This window comes from Paenibacillus xylanivorans, from assembly GCF_001280595.1.
Lineage (GTDB): Bacteria > Bacillota > Bacilli > Paenibacillales > Paenibacillaceae > Paenibacillus > Paenibacillus xylanivorans.
On record NZ_LITU01000053.1, the window covers coordinates 450,616 to 471,438 of the forward strand.

Consider the following 20,823-nt stretch of genomic DNA (forward strand, 5'->3'; position numbering starts at 1 on the left):
GGGAAAAAGATGAAGCGTCACTGGCAGTTATACTTGGTAGTATTTCTGCCGCTGCTGTATTTGGTCATTTTCAAGTATATACCTATGTCTGGCGTCGTCATTGCTTTTAAAGAGTACAACGTCATCCAAGGTATTTGGGGTAGCCCATGGGTCGGACTGAAATATTTCGAACAATTTTTTGAATCACCAAACTTTTGGCTGTATTTGAAGAACACGCTTGGCATTAATATGTACGGTTTGCTTGTTGGTTTTCCTGCTCCGATTCTATTGGCACTTGCATTAAATGAAATTCGTAACGGTTTTTTCAAAAGCAGTGTACAAATGATCACCTACGCGCCTTACTTTATTTCAACGGTTATCATGGTTTCTATTCTCATCGTAACTTTGTCGCCAAGTGTTGGGATTATTAGCAAGTTCACACAAGTACTCGGCATTGAGAATACAAATTTCATGGGAATTCCCAGCTTGTTCAAATCGATTTATGTCTGGTCGGATGTATGGCAATTTTCAGGTTATGGTGCCATTATCTACATTGCAGCTTTGGCAGGAGTCAACCCTGAACTGTATGAATCGGCAAAAGTGGATGGTGCGTCCCGGATGCAGAAAATTATAAATATTGATTTACCAAGCCTTATCCCGGTGTCCGTCATTTTGCTCATATTGAATTTAGGGAATTTCATGAAGGTTGGTTTTGAAAAAATATATTTGATGCAAAATCCACTAAACATCAGCACCTCTGAGGTCATTTCTACCTATGTGTATAAGGTGGGGCTGCTCAGCTCCAGCTTCAGCTTTTCGACAGCGATCGGTTTTTTCAACTCTATCATCAATCTGATTCTTCTTGTGAGCGTTAACTACATTGCCAAGAAGTTATCCAGTTCGAGTTTATGGTAACAGCAAATCAGCAGAAAGGAGGAACAAATATGTTCAAAACGTCAAGGATTCGGGAATCGTATGGTGACCGTTTGTTTCTGCTCGGTGTCTATACTTTTTTGATCGTGGTGACGATTGTTGTCCTTTTTCCGCTCATTTTCATCATTTCATCATCGTTTAGCTCACCGCAAGCCGTCGTATCTGGCAAGGTGTGGCTGTTGCCCGTCGACTTTACGCTGGAAGGCTATAAAGCGGTGTTCCGAAATCCACAAATCGTATTCGGTTACTTGAATTCGCTCTATTATACTGTCATTGGTACAGCAGTCAATGTTGCTTTGACCGTTATGCTTGCTTATCCGCTCGCCAGAAAAACGTTCTACGGTCGTAATTTCATTATGGTCCTTCTAGTCGTAACGATGATGTTCGAAGGAGGGCTTATCCCCTTATATCTAGTAGTAAAAAACCTTCATATCCTCGATACACGTTGGGCGATGATTTTGCCAGGAGCCATGGCGGTGTTTCAAGTGATTGTCGCCAGGACCTTTTTCCAGACCACGATTCCCGAGGAGATTGCGGAAGCTGCCGAACTCGATGGGTGTAGTGACATCCGGTTCATTACCAGTATGGTAATTCCGCTCTCCAAACCCATATTGGCTGTGCTGACGCTGATGTATGCTGTAGGCCACTGGAACGCTTACTTTGATGCATTGATTTTCTTGAAATCTCCAGAATTGTTCCCGTTACAGATCGTGTTGCGTAACATTCTTATTCTGAACTCAATCGATCCCACCATGGTGACCAATGTCGATCAGATGTTGGCGCAGCAAGGGTTGAAGGACTTGCTTAAATATTCACTTATCGTTGTCGCAAGCGCACCTGTCCTGATCATTTATCCGTTCGTGCAGAAGCACTTTGTTAAAGGTGTCATGATCGGTTCATTAAAAGGATAGTGACGGGAGGTAGCTCAATCAGCATTTAAGGAGGTGAGGGGTTGAAGACCAGATAGGATGCTTCCGTAATTGAAATTGTAATATTCGATAAATGGGAGGGGTCATAACTATGAAAACATGGAAAAAGTCATTCTCGTGCGTCCTCGGAGCTGCACTCTGTTTATCACTCGTCTTGAGTGCCTGTAGCGGGGATTCGAGCAAAACTACGGAAAATACAAACTCTGCCAGTGCACCGGAAGCAAGCGACGTGTTTACGCCCGTTGGAGAATATCCGATTGTCAATACGCCCATGACGATCAAAATGTTTGCTCCGCAGTACGCCGTCATAGAGAATATGGAAACCAATACATTCACGAAATACCTCCAGGACAAGACGAATATTCAAATAAAATGGGATCTCGTACCTGAAAAATCGCTAAACGACCGCAAACAATTGATGCTGGCAAGCGGCGATTATCCTGAAGTGATTTTGCATGGGAGCTTAACCAAAGAAGAGCAGATGAAGTACGGTAAAGAGGGTGTGTTTATTCCGCTGAACGACTTGATTGATAAATATGCGCCTAACTTCAAAAAAGCAATGGCTGAACTGCCGTACCTGGAAAGCTCTATCACTTCACCGGACGGCAACATTTATGCACTTCCGCAAGTGAACGAGTGCTATCACTGCAACTATGCTCAGAAGCTATGGATCAATCAGTCTTGGCTGGATAAGCTTGGGTTGAAAATGCCGTCAACAACGGACGAGTTTTATGAAGTGCTAAAAGCTTTTAAAGAAAATGATCCGAACGGTAATGGTATAAAAGACGAAATTCCGCTTACCGGCGCTGACGACATGTGGGCAGGGAACGTAGCTTCCTTCTTAATGAATTCGTTCATCATCGACGATCAAGTGGACAAAGACAACGGGACTTTTCTCCAGGTAAAGGAAGGAAAAGTGGATTTCGTCGCCAATAAGGAAGAATGGAAGCAGGGATTATTGTACCTGAACAAGCTCTATACGGAAGGCCTGATCGATCCAGCATCTTTCACACAAAACTCCGATGCCATCCAGCAGTTGGGCAACCGTCAAGACGCGAATGTGATTGGCAGCATTACAACTGCTTTAATCAGTTACGCCCACAGCCCAGATGACAAACACCCGCGTCATAAAGAGTATGTCACCGTGCCTCCCCTCAAAGGACCGAACGGTGTGCAGCAAGCAGGGTACTTTGCGGGAGTAAGTGTGTCGCAAATGGCTATTACGAACAAAGCGACCGATGAACAGAAAATCGCCGCGATCCGTTTGGCCGACTACTTATATACAGAAGAAGCCATTGTGAATCAAGAGCGCGGTCCGGAAGGTGAAGGATGGCGCAAAGCGGAGGATGGCGAGCTGGGTATGGACGGCAAACCGGCAACTTATGCCATTATTTCTGATGGGGAAATCAAAATTACCTATAACGACCGCTGGGATCAGCTTGGGCCGTCCCTCCGCACATACCAATATCGCGACTCATGGGCAGCTCTGCAGGATCCGCTTGCTGAAGGCGCTTACGAGGTTCGTCTGAAGCGTGAATCAGCAAAATATGAGCCGTTCCAATCGAAGCAGAATTATCCGTCCAGCGTATTTATCGCATTGGAAGACACGCAGGTTGCTGCTCAACTGAAAACATCAATCCGAGATTACGTCAAGTCGAATATGGCTCAGTTCATTACGGGCAGCAAGGACATCGAGAAAGAATGGGATTCTTATGTAAAAGGTCTGGATGGCCTGCAGCTTGGTCAGTATATAGAAATTTACCAGAAGGCAATTGATACGAAATAATTCGAAAATCCCTACCTAATTCCACCTTCTAGATTGAACTGGAGGCGGAATTAGGCGGTTTCAGATTAGACTCGGAGGTGAAGCTTGGAATGAACTGTGGTTTGCAAAAGATGTTCTATAAGTATGTGTGGTCGTCCAATTGGTGGAATCAGGGACGTGAAGACACGCAGGTGAAACACTTGGAACTTCGCTGTTGTAAAAATGACAGCGCCGCCTTTCAGGCGTTAATCAGCTCAGATCAAGAGGATATGCTCGTTACGATTAACCGGGATGCATTGTTATGGAAGGGCGGCCCGATCAAAATCGTGCGCTGCGAGGTGGAAACCGATGCTCCCTGCAAGATCGATCTTCAGCTTATCGGGTTAATTGAGGATGATAATCGCGTTATGACTTCAGATGTTCTGCTGGATGAACCCTATCAATTGCTTAGGAAGCGCCAGATTCAACCTTTGTGGGTGGAGCTTTATGCTGATGATTCCGTTGTAAGCGGTCAATATGAAGGCAAGCTGAAATTCTACACGCATACGATGTTCGAGGATGAGGTTTTGGAGAAAGAACTGACGTTTCGTTTAACGATCAGTGAACAAGTACTGCCGGAGCCTCAAAATTATACTTTCGTTTTGGACTTGTGGCAGCATAACTGTAATATTGCAAGAAAATATGATGTTTCCTATTGGTCCGAGGAACATTTCACGCTTCTTGATTCGTATCTTCACAGCTTGTCTCAGCTTGGACAAAAGGCGTTGACGCTTGTTGTTTCAGAGGAGCCATGGAGCGGACAACGATCATTTATCGATGCTGAGCCATCGGACTTGAATGAATACAGTATCGTTCAAATCGTGAGACGGAGCGACGGTCGATTTGACTATGATTTTACGCACTTGGATCGGTATGTTGAGATAGGAGAGAAGCACGGAATATGCAAAGAAATAGAAGTATTCGGCTTGATCAATATTTTGAAGCATGAGGATGAAGGGTTCGGGGGAGTTGTGGACGATTACCCCGATGCCATTCGCGTCCGCTATTATGATGAAGAAACCGGGAGCTATAAGTTTATCCGGAATAAATCAGATCTTAGCGCTTATATAGTGGCACTAGAGCAGCACTTTATCTCAAAAAATTGGATTGACCGTGTTCGCGTTGTTGCCGATGAACCGGCTGATATCTGCTTATTTGAGGAAAGTTTAGCATGCTTGCGCGACATGGCGCCATCATTCCGCTATAAAGCAGCGATCAATCATACCGAGTTCATTCGTAAACATATCAAAGGAATCGTTGATTATGTGCCTGTTCTTGACTGTGCGGCGGAGGAGTTTGAACAGCTAAAACAGCTTAGAGAGGACGTGAAGGGGACATTTACGTTTTACGTTTGCTGCTCGCCGGAGAAACCGAACACTTTTCTCAGTTCACCGTCGATTGAGTCTAGGGTGATCCCTTGGCTCGCAGAGAAGCTGAAATTGGATGGCTTTTTACGTTGGAATTATACGGTGTGGCCCGACAAGCCTCTGGAGAGACTTTCCTATCGTCCTTTGATTTGGAAAGCTGGCGATACGAATTTTGTCTACCCGGGAAAAAGGGGAAAACCGCTGCTTTCGCTGCGTTATAAGTGGCTGCAACGAGGCATCCGCGATTACGAATATATGCAGATAGCAAAGCAGAATGGACAGGAAGAGCAGGTTGAAAAGATTCTCCAGCAAGTATTCCGATTCGATCATCCGAGAGAGCTTGCACCCTCCTCTGGCAAAACGGCCATGCAGTTATACAGTTTTAATATCGAGGACTACGATCGATTATATGAGATTGAGAACGGACAAACAGAATGAACAGCTGTATTAAACAATGGGATGAGAAAGGTGTGATCATATGAATCTTGTTCAAAAATTAACACCATCAGCCAAACAACTTGCTTTTCAAAAATGGGAATTTGGATTGTTTCTTCATTTCGGACTTCGCACCTTTTATGAAGGATATGTCGATTTCGATGAAAGGCAGATGGATCCGGCTGCTTTCAATCCTGTTGACTTAGACTGTGAGCAGTGGATCCGGTCGGCCAAAGAAGCCGGAATGAACTATGCTGTGTTAACTGCGAAGCACCATGACGGCTTTTCCAATTGGCCTTCCGACTACAGTCGATTTAGTGTGGCGGCTTCTCAATGGAAGGGTGGACAAGGGGATGTCATACGCGAATTTGTTGATGCTTGCCGAAAATATGATATGAAACCAGGCTTGTACTATTCACCGTATGATGGTTCAGCTGACTTTTACACCCAAGATGCGAAGGCCTACGACGATTATTTCGTCAATCAAATAACAGAGTTGCTCACGCAATATGGTTACATCGATATTCTGTGGTTTGACGGTTGTGGCTCTGAGGGACATTCATATGATTGGAAACGTATTATTGATGAAATTCGCCGCTTGCAGCCTCATATTTTAATTTTTAATATGGGTGACCCCGACTTTCGGTGGGTTGGGAACGAGGATGGTATTGCACCTATTCCATGCTGGAATGAAGTGGACTCAACGGAATTTTCAATTTTAACGGAAAAGAAAGAGCAATTGGGTGAGCACCTATGGCTGCCAGCGGAATGTGACGTCCAAATAAGGGGAGATTGGTTTTATAGCGATAGCAATGAACTTACCCTGAAAAGTACAGAAGAACTTATGGGCATTTATTATCATTCCGTTGGCCGGGGTGCAAACCTGCTCCTGAATATTGGACCGGATCGCAACGGTCTGCTTCCGGAGAAAGATGTAGAGAGAGTGTTAGAATTCGGTTCGGAAATTCGCCGTTTCGAACGTCCATTTGCAACAATTGAGCAATGTAGAAGAATTGAAAAATCGTGGGTTTACGAGACGGAGGTGCCCCAGTTGCTCGACCACGTTATCATCCAAGAGGATCTTACAGATGGTGAAAATATACGAAGCTTCAAGATTGACATCATCACTCAAAAGTCAAGACGACCTGTAACCATTTATGAGGGGCAACATATAGGTCATAAGGCAATTATTCGAATCCCTGCGATCAAAATCCAGGGTGTTATTGTTGAAATCACCGAAAGTGACCAAGAGGCAGTACTTCAGGAACTAAGCTTCCATCATGTTGGGAGCGGGAAATGAGGTCGTGTATTAGTTACGTGGGGGGAGACTAAGAATGGTTCCATTAAAAGCCGCTATTAGCGGCTTTTAATGTTTTAAAGTATCAAGTTCTTGTCCCCATCTTATCATCTGTTATATGTTAGAAACTTCAAGAATTTTATGTCAGGCAGGAGTAATGAATAGGAGTGTAGAAAGCAGAAAGGAATGGCTCGAATGAATCAAATAACGCTTAGTAAAGCTCGAAACTAATTTCTTCATGAAACCGCTTTACGAGATTGCTTTTCGAACAATACACACAGGTTAATTGCTATGAAGTTGTAATTTGATAAGGACTGCTCTGATAATTAATGAAATGAGGTGTGGTAATGGAGTACGTTAGGGATTACGCCATGTATGCATCCGTATTTGGTCTGTTTAGTTTTATCTGGTTCGGTTGGGCACAAGAAAGGCCCAGGCCAAGTTGGCGATTATATATTGGCATAGCATCCTGTATTGCCCTTTTAGTATGCTTAATGGGTGTCTATCTAAGCGTAACGAACTGGAATGCACCATCGGCTTTGATGGAGGCTTCCGCCTTCCGAGATTATTTAATTTCCTTTTATGCCGAATTTGTTTTGGCTGGTGCTGGTGCTTTTGTACTAATCAGATTGAAGCGCAAAGATTATATCGCCCCTTGGATCGCTTTTATCGTTGGAATTCATTTTATTAGCCTCAAAAGTGTATTTGATGATCCTAGCTTATGGATTCTGGCAGCCCTTTTGGTTGCCGTCGTAATTGTTTCCATATTTTTATCCCCTAAGCTCCAAGTGGCGAACAGCGCAATTACGGGTATTGGTGCCGGCACGGTTTTATTCGGCTTTGCCCTGTTAGGTTTGCTACGGTTTATCACAGTTTAGTGACGATGGTGGGTTAGCTAAATACCATTTAAAACACGACATAGGTGGAGGTTTGCTATAATGCTATAAAAATATGCTAAAGAAATATGACAAAAGACAAGAAACAGCAGTCAGTAAGTAGCTGCTGTTTCTCCTTTTCTGTTGCTTACATGTGTTTTGTTGTGATATTGAAAACTAAAATTGTTAACTTTCGTGGAGTGATCATTCCTCAGGACTATCTTAATTTTAATTTGCCCATTGTGTAAATTTACTCAAGAGGCAAATTTGTTCATATGGATTTTTTTGTCCATATATTTGCAAAAATTGATATATATGCTATCTTTACAATGAAATCGCCATCATGAGTGGACAGAGGAATCATTCTTTATCATATTTTAAAATGGGAAGGAAGATGATAATGAAGATTTTGCTCAAAAAGACAGGCGTATTAATGCTGGCATTGACTCTGCTTCTTGGATTGATGACGGTACCCGTTCATGCAGATTCACCACTTTTTACGATCGAGAGCGAAAACGCTTTACTTTCCTCCGATCTTCAAGTGACGACAGAAATTTACGGACAACCCAAGCCCGGATTTTCTGGAAGTGGATTTGTCTGGATGCAGAATTCCGGCACGATATCCTTCACTGTGACTGTTCCGGAAACGGGCATGTATGCCATCTCCACCCGATACATGCAGGAGTTAAGTGCTGACGGCAGACTTCAATATCTATCGGTTAATGGTGTTACCAAGGGCTCGTATATGCTGCCTTACACAACCACATGGTCCGATTTCAATTTTGGTTTTCAGAAGCTGAATCAGGGAAGTAACACGATTCAATTGAAGGCTGGCTGGGGATTTGCTTATTTCGACATCTTCACTGTGGATTATGCCAATTTGGATCCTTTGGAGGTTCAGCCTGTTCTTACCGATTCCCAAGCCACACCTGAGACTCAACTTCTGATGAATTATTTAACCGAGGTTTATGGCAATCACATTATCTCCGGCCAGCAGGAGATTTACGGAGGTGGAAATGATGGCAATACGGAGTTGGAGTTTGATTGGATTCATAATTTAACAGGGAAGTATCCGGCTATCCGCGGCTTTGATTTTATGAACTATAATCCGCTCTACGGATGGGAAGATGGTACAACGGATCGAATGATCGATTGGGTGAATAACCGGGATGGAATCGCGACAGCTTCCTGGCATATCAATGTGCCCCGAAATTTCACGACCTACCAGCTTGGGGATCATGTGGATTGGAAGGAGGCGACCTACAAGCCAACAGAAACCAATTTTAATACAGCAAATGCCGTAATTCCTGGTACGAAAGAATATCAATACGTAATGAGTACTATTGATGATCTGGCGGAACAACTGTTGATTCTGCAAGATAACAATGTGCCCGTTCTTTTCCGGCCATATCATGAGGCAGAGGGCAATGGTGGGTTAAATGGGGAAGGCGCGTGGTTCTGGTGGGCTTCCGCAGGTGCGGATGTATACAAACAACTATGGGATCTGCTCTATACTGAACTTACAGAAACGTACGATTTGCACAACTTGATTTGGACTTACAACAGCTACGTGTATAACACTTCTCCTGCATGGTATCCTGGAGACGATCAGGTAGATATTGTCGGTTATGATAAATACAATACGATATACAACCGCAATGACGGTCTGTCGGGTGTACCGAATGAGGATGCTATTACCTCGATCTTCTATCAGCTGGTTGATTTAACTGACGGCAAGAAAATGGTGGCCATGACGGAGAACGACACCGTCCCAAGTGTACAGAATCTGACTGAGGAAAAATCAGGGTGGCTCTACTTCTGTCCATGATATGGCGAGCATCTCATGAGTTCTGCCTTTAATTATCCGGCAACTCTGAAAACGCTTTATCAAAGTGATTATGTGATTACGCTGGATGAACTGCCTAATTTGAAGGTTAACAATCCATCAACAAATGCGTCCCTCACACCTACAACCGTCGAATTTGATAAATACACACCCAATTCAAGCGACAAAGCCATAACCGTGAATTTTAACGGTAATACGTTAACCGCTCTCCGGGTAGGTACTACTGCATTGACTGCAAATCAGGATTATACGTTAAGCGGAAGTACGTTGCTGTTAAAAAAAGAATTCTTGGCCGGGCTGCCGGTTGGTGATCATTCGATCGTTTTTGATTTTAATCAAGGACAAGATCCTGTATTAAAAGTTAAAATTGTCGATTCAACACCAAGCGCAAGCGCTGTAATTTCGCCCGTGAATACGACATTTGATAAAGCAGCGAATCTAGCGCAGGATGTTTCCTTGTCCCTTACCTTAAACGGAAAACAGCTCACGAGCATAACGAATGGAAATTATACGCTTGTATCGGACCAGGATTATCCGGCATCAAGTACGGCTATCGTTTTGCGCAAATCTTATCTTTCCACGCTGCCGCTAGGCCAGAATGCGATAACCTTTCATTTCAGCGGAGGGAATAACGCTGTTCTTACAGTAAATGTAGTGGACAGCAGTGTTTCAGTACCCTCTGGGGACTTGACGATCCAATCCTTTAACGGTAATAAAAGTGTGTCCACTAACGGAATTTCACCTAAATTCAAAGTAGTCAACAATGGTAATTCGGCGATTCAATTGAGTGATGTGAAAATAAGGTATTACTATACGATTGACGGGGAAGAAGCACAGAGCTTCTGGTCTGACTGGGCAAGTATCGGGAGTGCAAATGTAACCAGCAAATTCGTTAAATTGGCAACTCCAGTTGCCGGAGCGGATTATGTTTTGGAAGTTGGTTTTTCGAGTTCCGCCGGAACGCTTAATACCGGACAAAGTGCAGAAATTCAAGCACGGTTCTCTAAAAACAACTGGTCCAATTACAACCAGGCTAACGATTACTCGTTTAAGGCATCCAGTACTCAGTTCGCAAACAATGAACAGGTTACCGGGTATATCAACGGTCAACTGGTTTGGGGGATCGAGCCGTAAGCAGGCAAGAATAATAAAGGTTGGAGCGGGGTTATCCCCTGCTCCAGCCTTTTATTTTTGGGATGGCCGAAAGTCGAGAGAAAAGAATATAAAGAGGAGTCTACGAAAGGAACATGTTATGATGGGTAGGATGCTAATTTTTCAGAAGGAGATCAAAATCAATGTTTGTAAAAAAATGGTTAGGTGCTTTACTTTTTATTCTGGCTACTATCCTGTTTACAGGATGCGCACTCGAACCGGTTTCATTAAATGGCTCATCTCAAGAGAGTGCAGCTCTAACGCAATTTGATGAAGTGGCCAAGTATATTTCGGAGCATAATGAACTTCCGGAAAATTATATAACCAAGAAAGAGGCTAGAGAATTAGGATGGGAGCCTAGCAATGGTAATTTGGAAAAAGTGGCACCAGGCAAAAGCATTGGCGGCGACGTATTTCAAAATCGGGAAGGGCTGTTGCCCAAGAAAAAAGGAAGAACCTGGTACGAAGCAGACATTAACTATTCGGGAGGAACGCGGGGGAGCGATCGGATTTTATACTCCAATGATGGTTTGATCTATAAAACAACCGACCACTATCGTACGTTTGAGCAGATCGAATAGGGAGAGGGTGATATCATGAAAACCGTAGTCATCAATGGAAGGGACATTCATGGAAAGGAAGAATTACATGACGTCCTTCAGGCCAGACTTGAATTAGATCCAACGTATGGTCGGAATTTGGATGCATTGTGGGATTGCTTGACTGGCTTCATCCCAATGCCACTTACCATTCAGTGGCTTGATTTTGATGCAACCAGGAGGTCCCTTGGAGAATACGCAGATCGTTTATTGGACCTGATGCGTGAAGCTGAAGAAGAATTGGAAGGATTCAATTTTGAATTAAAATGATATAAAAGTTAAAACATGAGAATTTGAAGCGAGCCGATTTTGGCTCGCTTTTTTACTGTACATTTTATCTGTGTTATTCAATTGAAAGCTGTCATTTAACTGTGGGCGTGCTTCGGATTTTAGATGAAAGAGCAACTGTTTACTTTTATTAGCTATGCCTTGGGTATGGAGGTCCTGTAGTTTAGGGGCCTCTTTAAAAAACAATAAAAATGACTGACAATCATTCATTCATTGTTGTCATAAAGGACTAAATAGGTCACAGCTAGCATTATTCTGAAGCAATTGGTAAATAATATAATTTAAAACTAAGGGAGAATAACTGGCATGCATCGTAAGCAAAATTTAAAAATGAAGAAAGTAGATTTATCACATTTAGAACAATATAGCCAACTGTTACGTTATGTATTTCAGGTCACTCATAATGATCTTCACAAACATGGATGGAAAGAAAGCGAAATCCTCCATGAGAAGTCACCTGTTTTACAACAAGCAGATGTACTTGGATGGTTTGACGGAGAAAAATTGATTTCTCAGGTATCCATATATCCATTTGAGGTTCGGATATTTAACCAAACTTACGCTATGGGTGGCGTAACAGGTGTAGGTACTTTTCCTGAATATTCCGGTCAAGGCTTAATGAACAAACTGCTGCTGCAAGCTCTCACCAATATGCGTGAAAAGAAACAATCCATTTCTTATTTGTATCCGTATTCCATACCGTATTATCGACGTAAAGGATGGGAAATCATTTCTGATAAAATTGTATTCGAGGTTCAAGACTTCCAATTACCCAAAAACAAACCCGTTCCAGGAGATGTGGCACGTGTAGAACCCGAAAGCGAAGATGTGAGGACGGCTTATGAACGTTTCTCCATGCAAACTCATGGGGCCATGCTGCGAAAAGAACTTGCGTGGAGTGAGTACTGGCGATGGGATTCAGATGACTTAACTGCAGCTGTCTATTATGGGGAAGACGGTCAACCTGATGGCTACATATTATATTGGATTGAAGAAGAAGTATTTCACGTCAAAGATATGATTTTCATTCATGAAGAGGCGCGAAGTGGGCTATGGAATTTCATTAGTGCGCATTTTTCAATGATTTCCAAGGTAGTTGGCAATATTCATACGGATGAACAGCTTGCCTTTCTGCTGGAAGATGCTGATATTAAGGAAACGATTTCCCCTTACTTTATGGCACGGATCGTGGACATAGAGCAATTTATTTCAAAATATCCGTTCAAACCCGCAGCGATGGAGAGAGAATGGACCTTTACATTGCAGGACCCTTTGCTGTCCTGGAATCAAGGCACATTTACACTACACATTGAACCGAGTGGAAGCGGAAGAGTGATTCGAAGTCAAAGCAGACGCAGTGAAGACAGCATAAACATCCAAACCATGACAACCATGTTGTTAGGCTATAAGCGTCCTGAGTATTTGCATAAGATTGGCCGCATTAAATGTGATCCAGAAACGCTTGATTTGTTAGAAGATGCTATCGAGCAGCAGGCGCCTTACTTTTCTGATTACTTTTAATATTCAAAGTAGTGAACAGCATTCCCTTATGAATGGTGAATTAGCATGATCTCGTTCTCCGTCTGGAGATCTGTGGTTAAAGTTAAAACAACCCGTATTGAGTTTTATCAATACGGGTTGTTTTTTATTTCCAAACCAATCTGACTTACTATATCAGACTGAATGTATTCATAGGTCATAGCAAGATATGCTTTTGTTTAAGTAGGTACGACCATATTTGCGAGTGTATCCAAGAGCCTTTGTTTTGCTATCTCGGATGCGCCAGTCAGCGGCAAACGCAATTTTGCAGAGGCGATCAGCTGTTGCTGAGCAAGCCACCATTTGATCGAGGCTGGAGCAGGTTCTGCAAATACATCACTAATCAGCGGTTGCAGTTCCTTAAAGCTGTCTCTAGATGCATTCACTTCACCAGATGCAAATCGCTGATATACCTCCACATACCGTTGGGTATGAATATTGGCAGAGGCCACCATCCCGCCTGCGGCGCCTTGACACAGCATCGCATGGAAATACGCATCCTCACCGCATAGTACAGGTTTCGTCTTATATTGGGTTAGACCCAGCAGCAGATCCAAACCGCCAGTGCTGTCCTTCAGGCCAATAACCCCGTCCAGATCCAAGACTTTTCTCATCGTATCCAAGGTCATTCGACTACCGGTTCGAGCCGGAATCTCATAGACCAGAATCGGTAATCCTGTCCGGGAGGCGCTGGAGAAATGCTCCAGAATACCTTCTTGCGTGGGCCTGTTGTAATAGGGAGTGACTACCAGAGCTGCATCTGCTCCTAATTCTGCGGCCATTTCGGTCCGATGAACCGTCGAATAGGTATCATTTGTTCCTGTCCCCACAACGATGGGGATGGTTTTGTTCAGACTTATCAAAATCTCTTTGGTAACCTCAACCATCTGCTTTACTTCATCCCAGGAGACGGTCGGAGATTCTCCTGTCGTGCCGTTTACGACCAAACCCTGAATGTCATGTTTGGCAAGATGGGTAACATACTTCCGATAAGATTCAATGTCCAACTTGTTGTCATCCGAAAAAGGGGCAATTACCGGTATATAAATTCCTTGAACATGTTGTTCGTTCATCATAATCAACTACCTCTTCCCGTTATATTGAAACTAATGTATCATAGGAACCAGCATCACAGTTACCTATAACAAATGATAGTTGTCATCAATATTTTCGATGAGGTGAGCAAGTTGGACTTGATCTATCTTCAGACGTTCAGAGAAGTCGCAATTCGCGAGAGCTTCACCAGAGCCGCAGAGGTGCTGGGTTATGCACAATCCAGCGTTACTACGCAAATTCAGAAGCTGGAAAAAGCATATCAAGTCAAACTGTTTGAACGCTACAGCAATAACAAAATTCGTCTGACTTCTGCCGGGGAAGAGCTGTTCAAGCTTGCCGGACAAATGTTGGAATTGTTTGAGCAGTCCAAGGAAAAAATGGCGAAGCAGGGCGGTGGCTCCTTAACGATCGGTACGATGGATTCCATCGCTTCTTACTTTTTACCTCCATATATGCAAGCTACCCGTAAGGAATACCCGGATCTCAACATACGATTGCATACGAATCGTGAGGGGTTGATTTTGCATCAGGTCAGGGAGGGTGAAGCCGATATCGGGCTTATTCTCGCAGATGATTCGAGTGATCCAGCTTTGCAGTGGATTACCATTCGTCAAGAACCGCTATTGCTGATCGTCCATCCGCAACATCCGCTGATCGCCAAAGCGCAGATTGAATTGAATGATCTAAAGGACATGGAATGGATCATGCCTGAAGATACCTGTAATTACAGGCAGCTGCTTGAACGGGTGCTTCGTGCAAATTCAATCCCCTATCGGATTGGTCTGGAACTTGGTAATCCGGAAGCAATCAAAAGAAGTATTAAGTCAGGAGAGGGCATCTCGATTCTGCCGCAAATGGCTGTAATGGAGGAAATCGAGCGGGGGGAACTGAAGGTATTGCCCCTAGAACATGCAGAACTTCAACTCGAAATTCAGCTCGTTCTTCATCCAAAGAAGTGGATGTCCAACGCACTGCACTATTTTATGGAAAGCTTGAAGAAATAAAGCACTATAAGCTCAGTTGAATCATTTTTTAAAAGCCGGAAGATAAACAAAACAAAAGCCCATTGACCGAACTGGTCAATGGGCTTTTTTGTACTATCATCGAATACTTGACGATGTTGAATCCAAGCGAAGTCAATTAATAACATTCCATATCAAGACTTAGAATTGGAATGATCTTCAGCATTAAGTGTAGCAATCAGCTTCTCGCCCTCAACGTCCAGATTCGGTAGAATGCGATCCAGCCATTTTGGAAGTGACCAAGCCTTGTCACCGAAAATAGCCATGATGGCAGGAACCAATCCCATCCGAATAATGAAAGCATCAATCAGAATTCCTACAGCTAATGTGAAACCAATCTGTTTGATCATGACGTCATCTGTGAAGATGAACCCAGCAAATACCGAGACCATGATCACCGCTGCGGCAACAACCACGCGACTTACCTGGCTATAACCATGAACAACAGACTCTGTTCCTCTGTGACCGTGTACATATGATTCCCGCATCGAGCTGACAAGGAAGACCTGATAGTCCATTGCCAAGCCATACAGGATACCTGTCACGATGATCGGCATAAAGCTCAGCAGCGGGCCGCCAGTGTCGAAACCAAAGAGCGAATGGAGCCAGCCCCACTGGAATACAGCAGTAGTGATCCCGAATGTAGCCAGAATGCTAAGAAGGAAGCCGATAGTTGCTTTAATTGGAACGATAATCGAACGAAATACCAGGAGCAGAATGATAAGCGACAGCAGGATAATAATTCCTACATAGATAGGGAATACCTGCGCCAATTTGGCTGACATATCAATGTTAACAGCAGTGAGTCCGGTGACACCAATCTTAACGTCATTCGTCTGTGCAACGCTCGATTCAGTAGATCGTAGTTCATTCACCAGATCTTTGGTGATTTTATCGTTGGGACCCGTTTCGGGAATAAGACTAAAGATAGCCATATCTTCTGTCATGCCTAGTGGTGTAACCTGTGCAACGTTATTTTGGCTTTGGAGTTCCTTCATGAGATTGCCCAACAGTTCCGGAGTCACCTGAGAGGAAGAATTATTAGGCTCTGCGACCAGAATAAGTGGTCCGTTAAATCCTTCTCCAAAGCCTTCGGATATTGCGTCATAACTTTGTCTTGCTGGCGTGTCCAGATTGGCTGAAGAAGCTCCCGGGATACCCATCTCCATTTTTGTTATAGGAGTGGCCGCCGCCCCAAGAAGCACGACGATGGCAATAATTGTGATCCAACGATACTTGATAACGAATTTCACCCATCTGTGAGCGATCCCGCGGCCAGCCGCTTTAGGATGTTTTGTGCTTTTCTCGCGTGCTTTAGGGGAACAGATGCGTTCACCCACCAATCCAAGTAAAGCGGGCAATAGAGTAAGGGCAACAAATACGTTAATAAGAACGGTAGCTGCGGCAACTAAAGCCATCGTAGATAAGAATGTGAGACCGATGACAAGCATACCGCACAGTGCAATAATGACAGTTAATCCGGCAAAAAATACAGCGCTACCTGATGTGCCAATGGCTCTTGCTGTGGCCTCTTGTGCGCTCAAACGTTGATCAATAATCATTCGCCGCTGGCGATTGACAATGAAAAGAGCATAATCGATTCCGACGGCCAGACCAACCATGAGAGCTAGGACGGAAGTGACACTCGGCATTTCAATAAATTTGGAGATTGAGAACGCTCCACCTACTCCAATGGCTACGCCGAGGAGTGCAGTGACAAGAGGCAGACCTGCTGCAACGACGGAACCTAGGGTGATTAGCAAAACTATGATAGCAATGATCAGTCCGATAATCTCTGCCGATCCCACACCGATCGCTACCGTTTTGAGTGTTTCGCCCGGTAGCACCGTGATGTTGGTTCCTTGCTGGGCAGTCATAACGGAGTCAATTACAGAATCAAATACATCTTGAGTAATTGCAGACTGCTCAATGGTAAACTGAAATTGAAACAGAGCAACTTTGCCGTCAGAAGAGAGAAGGACACCAGGTACAGGAATGCCATCCACCATTAGAGGACCATAGGGAGGAGGAGAGGTTGTAGCTGATTGCTGCATATTGGCAGCCTGAGCCATGTCTGCGGATGCACCCGAACTGCTAGCTTCAGCTGCATAATCCGCAGGATTAATCACATCCTTCAACCCATAAACTTCACTAACAGCTTTCATCATTGCAGCCAAACGTTCAGGTGTATCCAAACGCTCGTTGTCAGGTGCTTTGAACACAACACTTCCTTGGCCGCCGGAGGCCGCTGGCAATTCTTTAGCTAATTGATCCAAGACCTTCTGTGATTCTGTGCCTTCAATTTTCATTTCAGAACTGATATGAATACCATTGATACTGATCATAGAAATGACAATACCCAGAATCAATACCCAACCGATGATGAAATACCCCGGTTTGCGAAAAGCGGTTTTCCCCACTCTGTATAATAATGTAGACATATATCTCTTTTACACTCCTTCTATGGTGAATATGAATTGCTAGCGCATCAGAATCCTTTGCGCAAATAACCAAACATGGTTTCTAAAAACTCATCGAACGCTACAGCTTTAGTGCTTGGATGGTCATTCTTCTTTTGTCCCGGGAGCAGCACATTAAGTCTTCCGTCAATTAAAGGAAGAATGATCCCGTAAACTGCGTTTATAAGAAGATAAGTATATACCTCGTCATCATTTCCGTTAGACAAGTCTAACAATGTTTCTTGCGCAGTCGTCTGCATCTGGTGCAATACCCCAAGGAAATGCGGTTCTAACACCGGATATTTTTTCGAAAGTAACAAAAGTTCACGCAATCTTCCTATGAGATCCGCTGTTAGCTGCATCTGGATGAGTTGATACAGAACGTCAAGCAAGGAGGTATTTGGGGGAATCTGGGTGAGCAAATTCTCGAACTCAGTAGTGTTATGAACAGCTGTAGCTCCCATCGCAACAGCCTCTTCCTTGCATGTGAAATAGTTTGCGAAAGTTCTTCTGGAGTAACCGACTTTTTGCACGATATCTTCAACAACGAACCCGTCCAGACCATGTTCAAGTGCAAGTTCGAATGCCGCAATCGCTAGCGATTGCTCTGTCGCTTCTTTTTTTATGTGCCGTAATGTTTGTTTTGTCATCATTTTCCGCTTATGCGTACACCTCCAACATGGCTGTTTCAGGGGGAAAGCAATCGTAAGTTGTTGACTTCATTTGGGGTTCATACTACTCCTTTCTCAGGATCATTTTAGCTTAAACTTTCCCTTTAGGCAAATTTGCTCAAAGGGAAAGTTTATACCTGTGCGATAAACGTAAAACTTCGTCCTTTGTCATGGTTTCCGACATCTGACTAACATGTTGAAGGCCCTAGTTTCGAATTGTATTATAGAATGGCAGAGCATTAAATCAGCGAGCCGCATCAAACAGGCTCGCTGATTTATATTAGAGTTCCAAATAGAGGAGGTTCCACATGAGTTCCATTCTAAACGTTATAGAAAAGCTAAAGTTGAATGTTTTGAATATTGAAGATGTTCCTGAATCATTTAGTTCGGATGTATATAAACTTACTCTTGCTAGTGGAGAAGACGTTTATGTAAAGATTCCATTTAACAAGGATAAGCTTTTTCGTGAACTTCAGATGCTTGAAACATTGAAGGGCGTATTACCTGTTCCTAAGGTATTGGACATTTGGTATGGGGATGAAAGTACTACGGGGGCGTTGCTTCTTTCAGCAATACAAGGTGTGCCTTGTACAGAAAATATTGATGAAAAGCTATCTTTTCAAATGGGTGTGTATCATGCAATGCTCCATGAGGTAGCAATGCCAGGATACGGTTATCATTCAACCGACGGGTTTAATTTTTTTGACCAAAATAATTGGCGTCTACACATCAAAAGTGATTTTGAAAAGTGGAAAGAGCCCTGTAAATGATATCGATACCAGTAAAGTTAAGTTAATTAAATATATCCATAGGAACGACTAACTTTTAATCTTGAGATGGTCCGAAGTGATTATATTTATGCTATACTGGCTAACGTAGAAGGGGGGGTGCTTTACTGATGGAGAATCTGTTAAGATTGTCTGTGACTTTCTTCACTTGTGCAAAGCCAATATTGGAGAAGCGTTACTTTGCATGGGGCTAAATCTTTTCTAACGCTAAATAAGCTTTTCTAATGTTTTGGCTTTGCACCTTATTTTCAAAAATAAGGAGTGAAGCAGAGTGAAATATACAAACGCTAAAAAAATATTGCCCGAAAAGCTAATTATAATGATTCAAGAGTATGTCCAGGGAGAGACGATTTACATTCCGAAACAAGAAAAAGAATATAATCATTGGGGAAGTTTGAGTGGCGGGAGGCAATGGTTAGATCTCCGAAATACCACTATCAGACAAGCCTTTAAGAATAAAAGCAGTATTGAGCAGCTTGCTAAGGACTACTTTCTCTCTGTTGAAACCATTAAGAAAATTGTTTATTCCAAAAATAAGTAGTCAACGGCACTGATGAATTTCTTCATCAGTGTTTTTTTATGTCAAAAACGATTCTAACTTATTGTTTTCATTTGAATCGTTTATTGCGTTCTTTACAATATGAATAGGCAGTAGAGAAGTCGATACAGCGAGAAAAAAAGGTAACTTTTGATTTTGATTCAAATCGGGAATACTGCTCCATTGGAGAGAGCAGCACTTCATTGGAAATGATTAAGAGAGCGAGGAAATGGTAACTATGAATGAACAAAAAAGCAGAAGCAGACATCTGATCGATCAGGAGATAGTGAGTGTGATTGATTTAATACCAAACACCGATCTTTCTGCTGCCACACTAATGGAAGCACGGGAAAGTCAAACAAAAATGATGCCGCAAATCGATGTAACGCAGTTGTTTCCTGTCACATTCGAAGAAAGGGCGGTGCCAAGTTATTTTGGCGGACCTGATATTCGTATAGAAATTATCAAACCCCGCCAACCAAAGCACAGTAAGATGCCGTTATATTATTCCATTCACGGTGGGGGCATGGTTATGGGCAGTACGGTCGGTGATCGCCAAGGCAATGCGGCACTGGCTGTGCAACATGGTTTTTGCTGTGTATCTGTTTACTATCGGCTAGCGCCGGAACATATTCAGCCAAGTCAATTGCAGGATTGTTATTCGGGTCTGAAATGGTGCATCAAGCATGCCGAGGAATTAGGAATAGATACTGAGAAAGTCGCTCTTGCGGGCAGCAGTGCTGGCGGTGGATTGGCGGCGGGGTTAGCCCTGTACGTTCGCGACCAGAAGGAATTCGACATCCATCATCTAAGACTGCGCAGCCCAATGCTCGATGACCGTACGAGTATTTTGCCAGACCATCCATATGCCGGCGAGTTTGTTTGGACCAAAAAAAGCAATTATTTCGGCTGGAAATCAGTATTAGGTCACGAACCGGGACAAGAGGGAACAACCGAGTATTACGTACCAGCACGTGCAGAATCTCTGGCTGGTTTACCGTCCACTTATATGAGCATAGGAAGCATTGATTTGTTCATAGATGAAACCTTATTATTTGCCAAACAACTTGCCTTTGACGGTGTCTTAATCGAATTGCAAGTACTCCCCGGATATCATCATTTGGCTCCAATGTTTCCGAATGCACATTTTTCTCAAATAGGTGCCACCTCTAGTGAGTACGCTTTGTTGAAAGCTCTGGAGTTACTTTGATTATAGGACTGATCTAGAAGAGGAAGTGGAATCGGA

16 protein-coding genes and 1 pseudogene are annotated in these 20,823 nt (G+C 43.4%); 14 read left to right on the forward strand and 3 right to left on the reverse strand.

Annotated elements, in window-relative coordinates:
* Nucleotides 1–9 precede the first annotated feature (9 nt).
* The 10 genes and pseudogenes from AMS66_RS12040 (at nucleotide 10) to AMS66_RS12085 (ending at nucleotide 13,025) form a co-directional block, all read left to right on the forward strand.
* Nucleotides 10–894: an ABC transporter permease gene (locus tag AMS66_RS12040; protein WP_236703358.1), complete on the forward strand. Its 885-nt coding sequence runs from the start codon at nucleotides 10–12 to the stop codon at nucleotides 892–894.
* A 29-nt stretch (nucleotides 895–923) separates the two neighbouring features.
* Nucleotides 924–1,823 (forward strand): carbohydrate ABC transporter permease, encoded by a 900-nt coding sequence (locus tag AMS66_RS12045; RefSeq protein WP_053781009.1) that lies wholly within the window; start codon nucleotides 924–926, stop codon nucleotides 1,821–1,823.
* Between the two features lie 109 nt (nucleotides 1,824–1,932).
* Nucleotides 1,933–3,627 (forward strand): ABC transporter substrate-binding protein, encoded by a 1,695-nt coding sequence (locus AMS66_RS12050; protein WP_181014110.1) that lies wholly within the window; start codon nucleotides 1,933–1,935, stop codon nucleotides 3,625–3,627.
* Between the two features lie 89 nt (nucleotides 3,628–3,716).
* On the forward strand, nucleotides 3,717–5,450 hold the full coding sequence (locus AMS66_RS12055; protein WP_053781011.1) for a DUF4091 domain-containing protein: 1,734 nt from the start codon (nucleotides 3,717–3,719) through the stop codon (nucleotides 5,448–5,450).
* A gap of 40 nt (nucleotides 5,451–5,490) precedes the next feature.
* Entirely contained in the window at nucleotides 5,491–6,747 is a 1,257-nt protein-coding gene (locus AMS66_RS12060) for an alpha-L-fucosidase (RefSeq protein WP_053781012.1), read from the forward strand.
* Between the two features lie 344 nt (nucleotides 6,748–7,091).
* The gene (locus tag AMS66_RS12065) at nucleotides 7,092–7,622 is read left to right on the forward strand and encodes a hypothetical protein (RefSeq protein ID WP_053781013.1); all 531 of its coding nucleotides are present in this window, start codon (nucleotides 7,092–7,094) and stop codon (nucleotides 7,620–7,622) included.
* Between the two features lie 397 nt (nucleotides 7,623–8,019).
* Nucleotides 8,020–10,599 (forward strand): annotated as a pseudogene (locus AMS66_RS12070) (glycosyl hydrolase).
* 161 nt (nucleotides 10,600–10,760) lie between these two features.
* On the forward strand, nucleotides 10,761–11,198 hold the full coding sequence (locus AMS66_RS12075; RefSeq protein ID WP_053781014.1) for a ribonuclease: 438 nt from the start codon (nucleotides 10,761–10,763) through the stop codon (nucleotides 11,196–11,198).
* A 15-nt stretch (nucleotides 11,199–11,213) separates the two neighbouring features.
* Nucleotides 11,214–11,486 carry a barstar family protein gene (locus AMS66_RS12080; protein WP_053781015.1) on the forward strand — a complete coding sequence of 91 codons (273 nt, stop codon included), beginning with the start codon at nucleotides 11,214–11,216 and terminating at the stop codon, nucleotides 11,484–11,486.
* 324 nt (nucleotides 11,487–11,810) lie between these two features.
* Nucleotides 11,811–13,025, forward strand: coding sequence for a GNAT family N-acetyltransferase (locus tag AMS66_RS12085; RefSeq protein WP_053781016.1), 1,215 nt, complete (start codon nucleotides 11,811–11,813; stop codon nucleotides 13,023–13,025).
* 197 nt (nucleotides 13,026–13,222) lie between these two features.
* On the opposite strand, the gene dapA is transcribed toward AMS66_RS12085, so the two are convergent.
* A complete protein-coding gene (gene dapA / locus AMS66_RS12090) occupies nucleotides 13,223–14,119 on the reverse strand; it encodes a 4-hydroxy-tetrahydrodipicolinate synthase (RefSeq protein WP_053781017.1) in 897 nt (298 codons plus the stop codon).
* 111 nt (nucleotides 14,120–14,230) lie between these two features.
* Between dapA and AMS66_RS12095 the strand changes: the two genes are divergently transcribed.
* The gene (locus tag AMS66_RS12095; RefSeq protein WP_053781018.1) at nucleotides 14,231–15,103 is read left to right on the forward strand and encodes a LysR family transcriptional regulator; all 873 of its coding nucleotides are present in this window, start codon (nucleotides 14,231–14,233) and stop codon (nucleotides 15,101–15,103) included.
* A 152-nt stretch (nucleotides 15,104–15,255) separates the two neighbouring features.
* Here AMS66_RS12095 and AMS66_RS12100 read toward each other — a convergent pair whose 3' ends face one another.
* Both AMS66_RS12100 and AMS66_RS12105 read right to left on the reverse strand, forming a co-directional pair.
* Nucleotides 15,256–17,562 (reverse strand): MMPL family transporter, encoded by a 2,307-nt coding sequence (locus AMS66_RS12100; RefSeq protein WP_053781019.1) that lies wholly within the window; start codon nucleotides 17,560–17,562, stop codon nucleotides 15,256–15,258.
* 47 nt (nucleotides 17,563–17,609) lie between these two features.
* The gene (locus tag AMS66_RS12105) at nucleotides 17,610–18,233 is read right to left on the reverse strand and encodes a TetR/AcrR family transcriptional regulator (protein ID WP_082350657.1); all 624 of its coding nucleotides are present in this window, start codon (nucleotides 18,231–18,233) and stop codon (nucleotides 17,610–17,612) included.
* Between the two features lie 326 nt (nucleotides 18,234–18,559).
* Here AMS66_RS12105 and AMS66_RS12110 point away from each other — a divergent pair, with 326 nt between their 5' ends.
* From AMS66_RS12110 to AMS66_RS12120, 3 genes are all read left to right on the forward strand, one after another.
* Nucleotides 18,560–19,021 (forward strand): protein kinase family protein, encoded by a 462-nt coding sequence (locus AMS66_RS12110; RefSeq protein WP_053781020.1) that lies wholly within the window; start codon nucleotides 18,560–18,562, stop codon nucleotides 19,019–19,021.
* Nucleotides 19,022–19,310: 289 nt separating this feature from the next.
* Nucleotides 19,311–19,580, forward strand: coding sequence for a CD3324 family protein (locus AMS66_RS12115; protein ID WP_053781021.1), 270 nt, complete (start codon nucleotides 19,311–19,313; stop codon nucleotides 19,578–19,580).
* Between the two features lie 235 nt (nucleotides 19,581–19,815).
* Nucleotides 19,816–20,787: an alpha/beta hydrolase fold domain-containing protein gene (locus AMS66_RS12120; protein WP_053781022.1), complete on the forward strand. Its 972-nt coding sequence runs from the start codon at nucleotides 19,816–19,818 to the stop codon at nucleotides 20,785–20,787.
* Nucleotides 20,788–20,823: the final 36 nt, after the last annotated feature.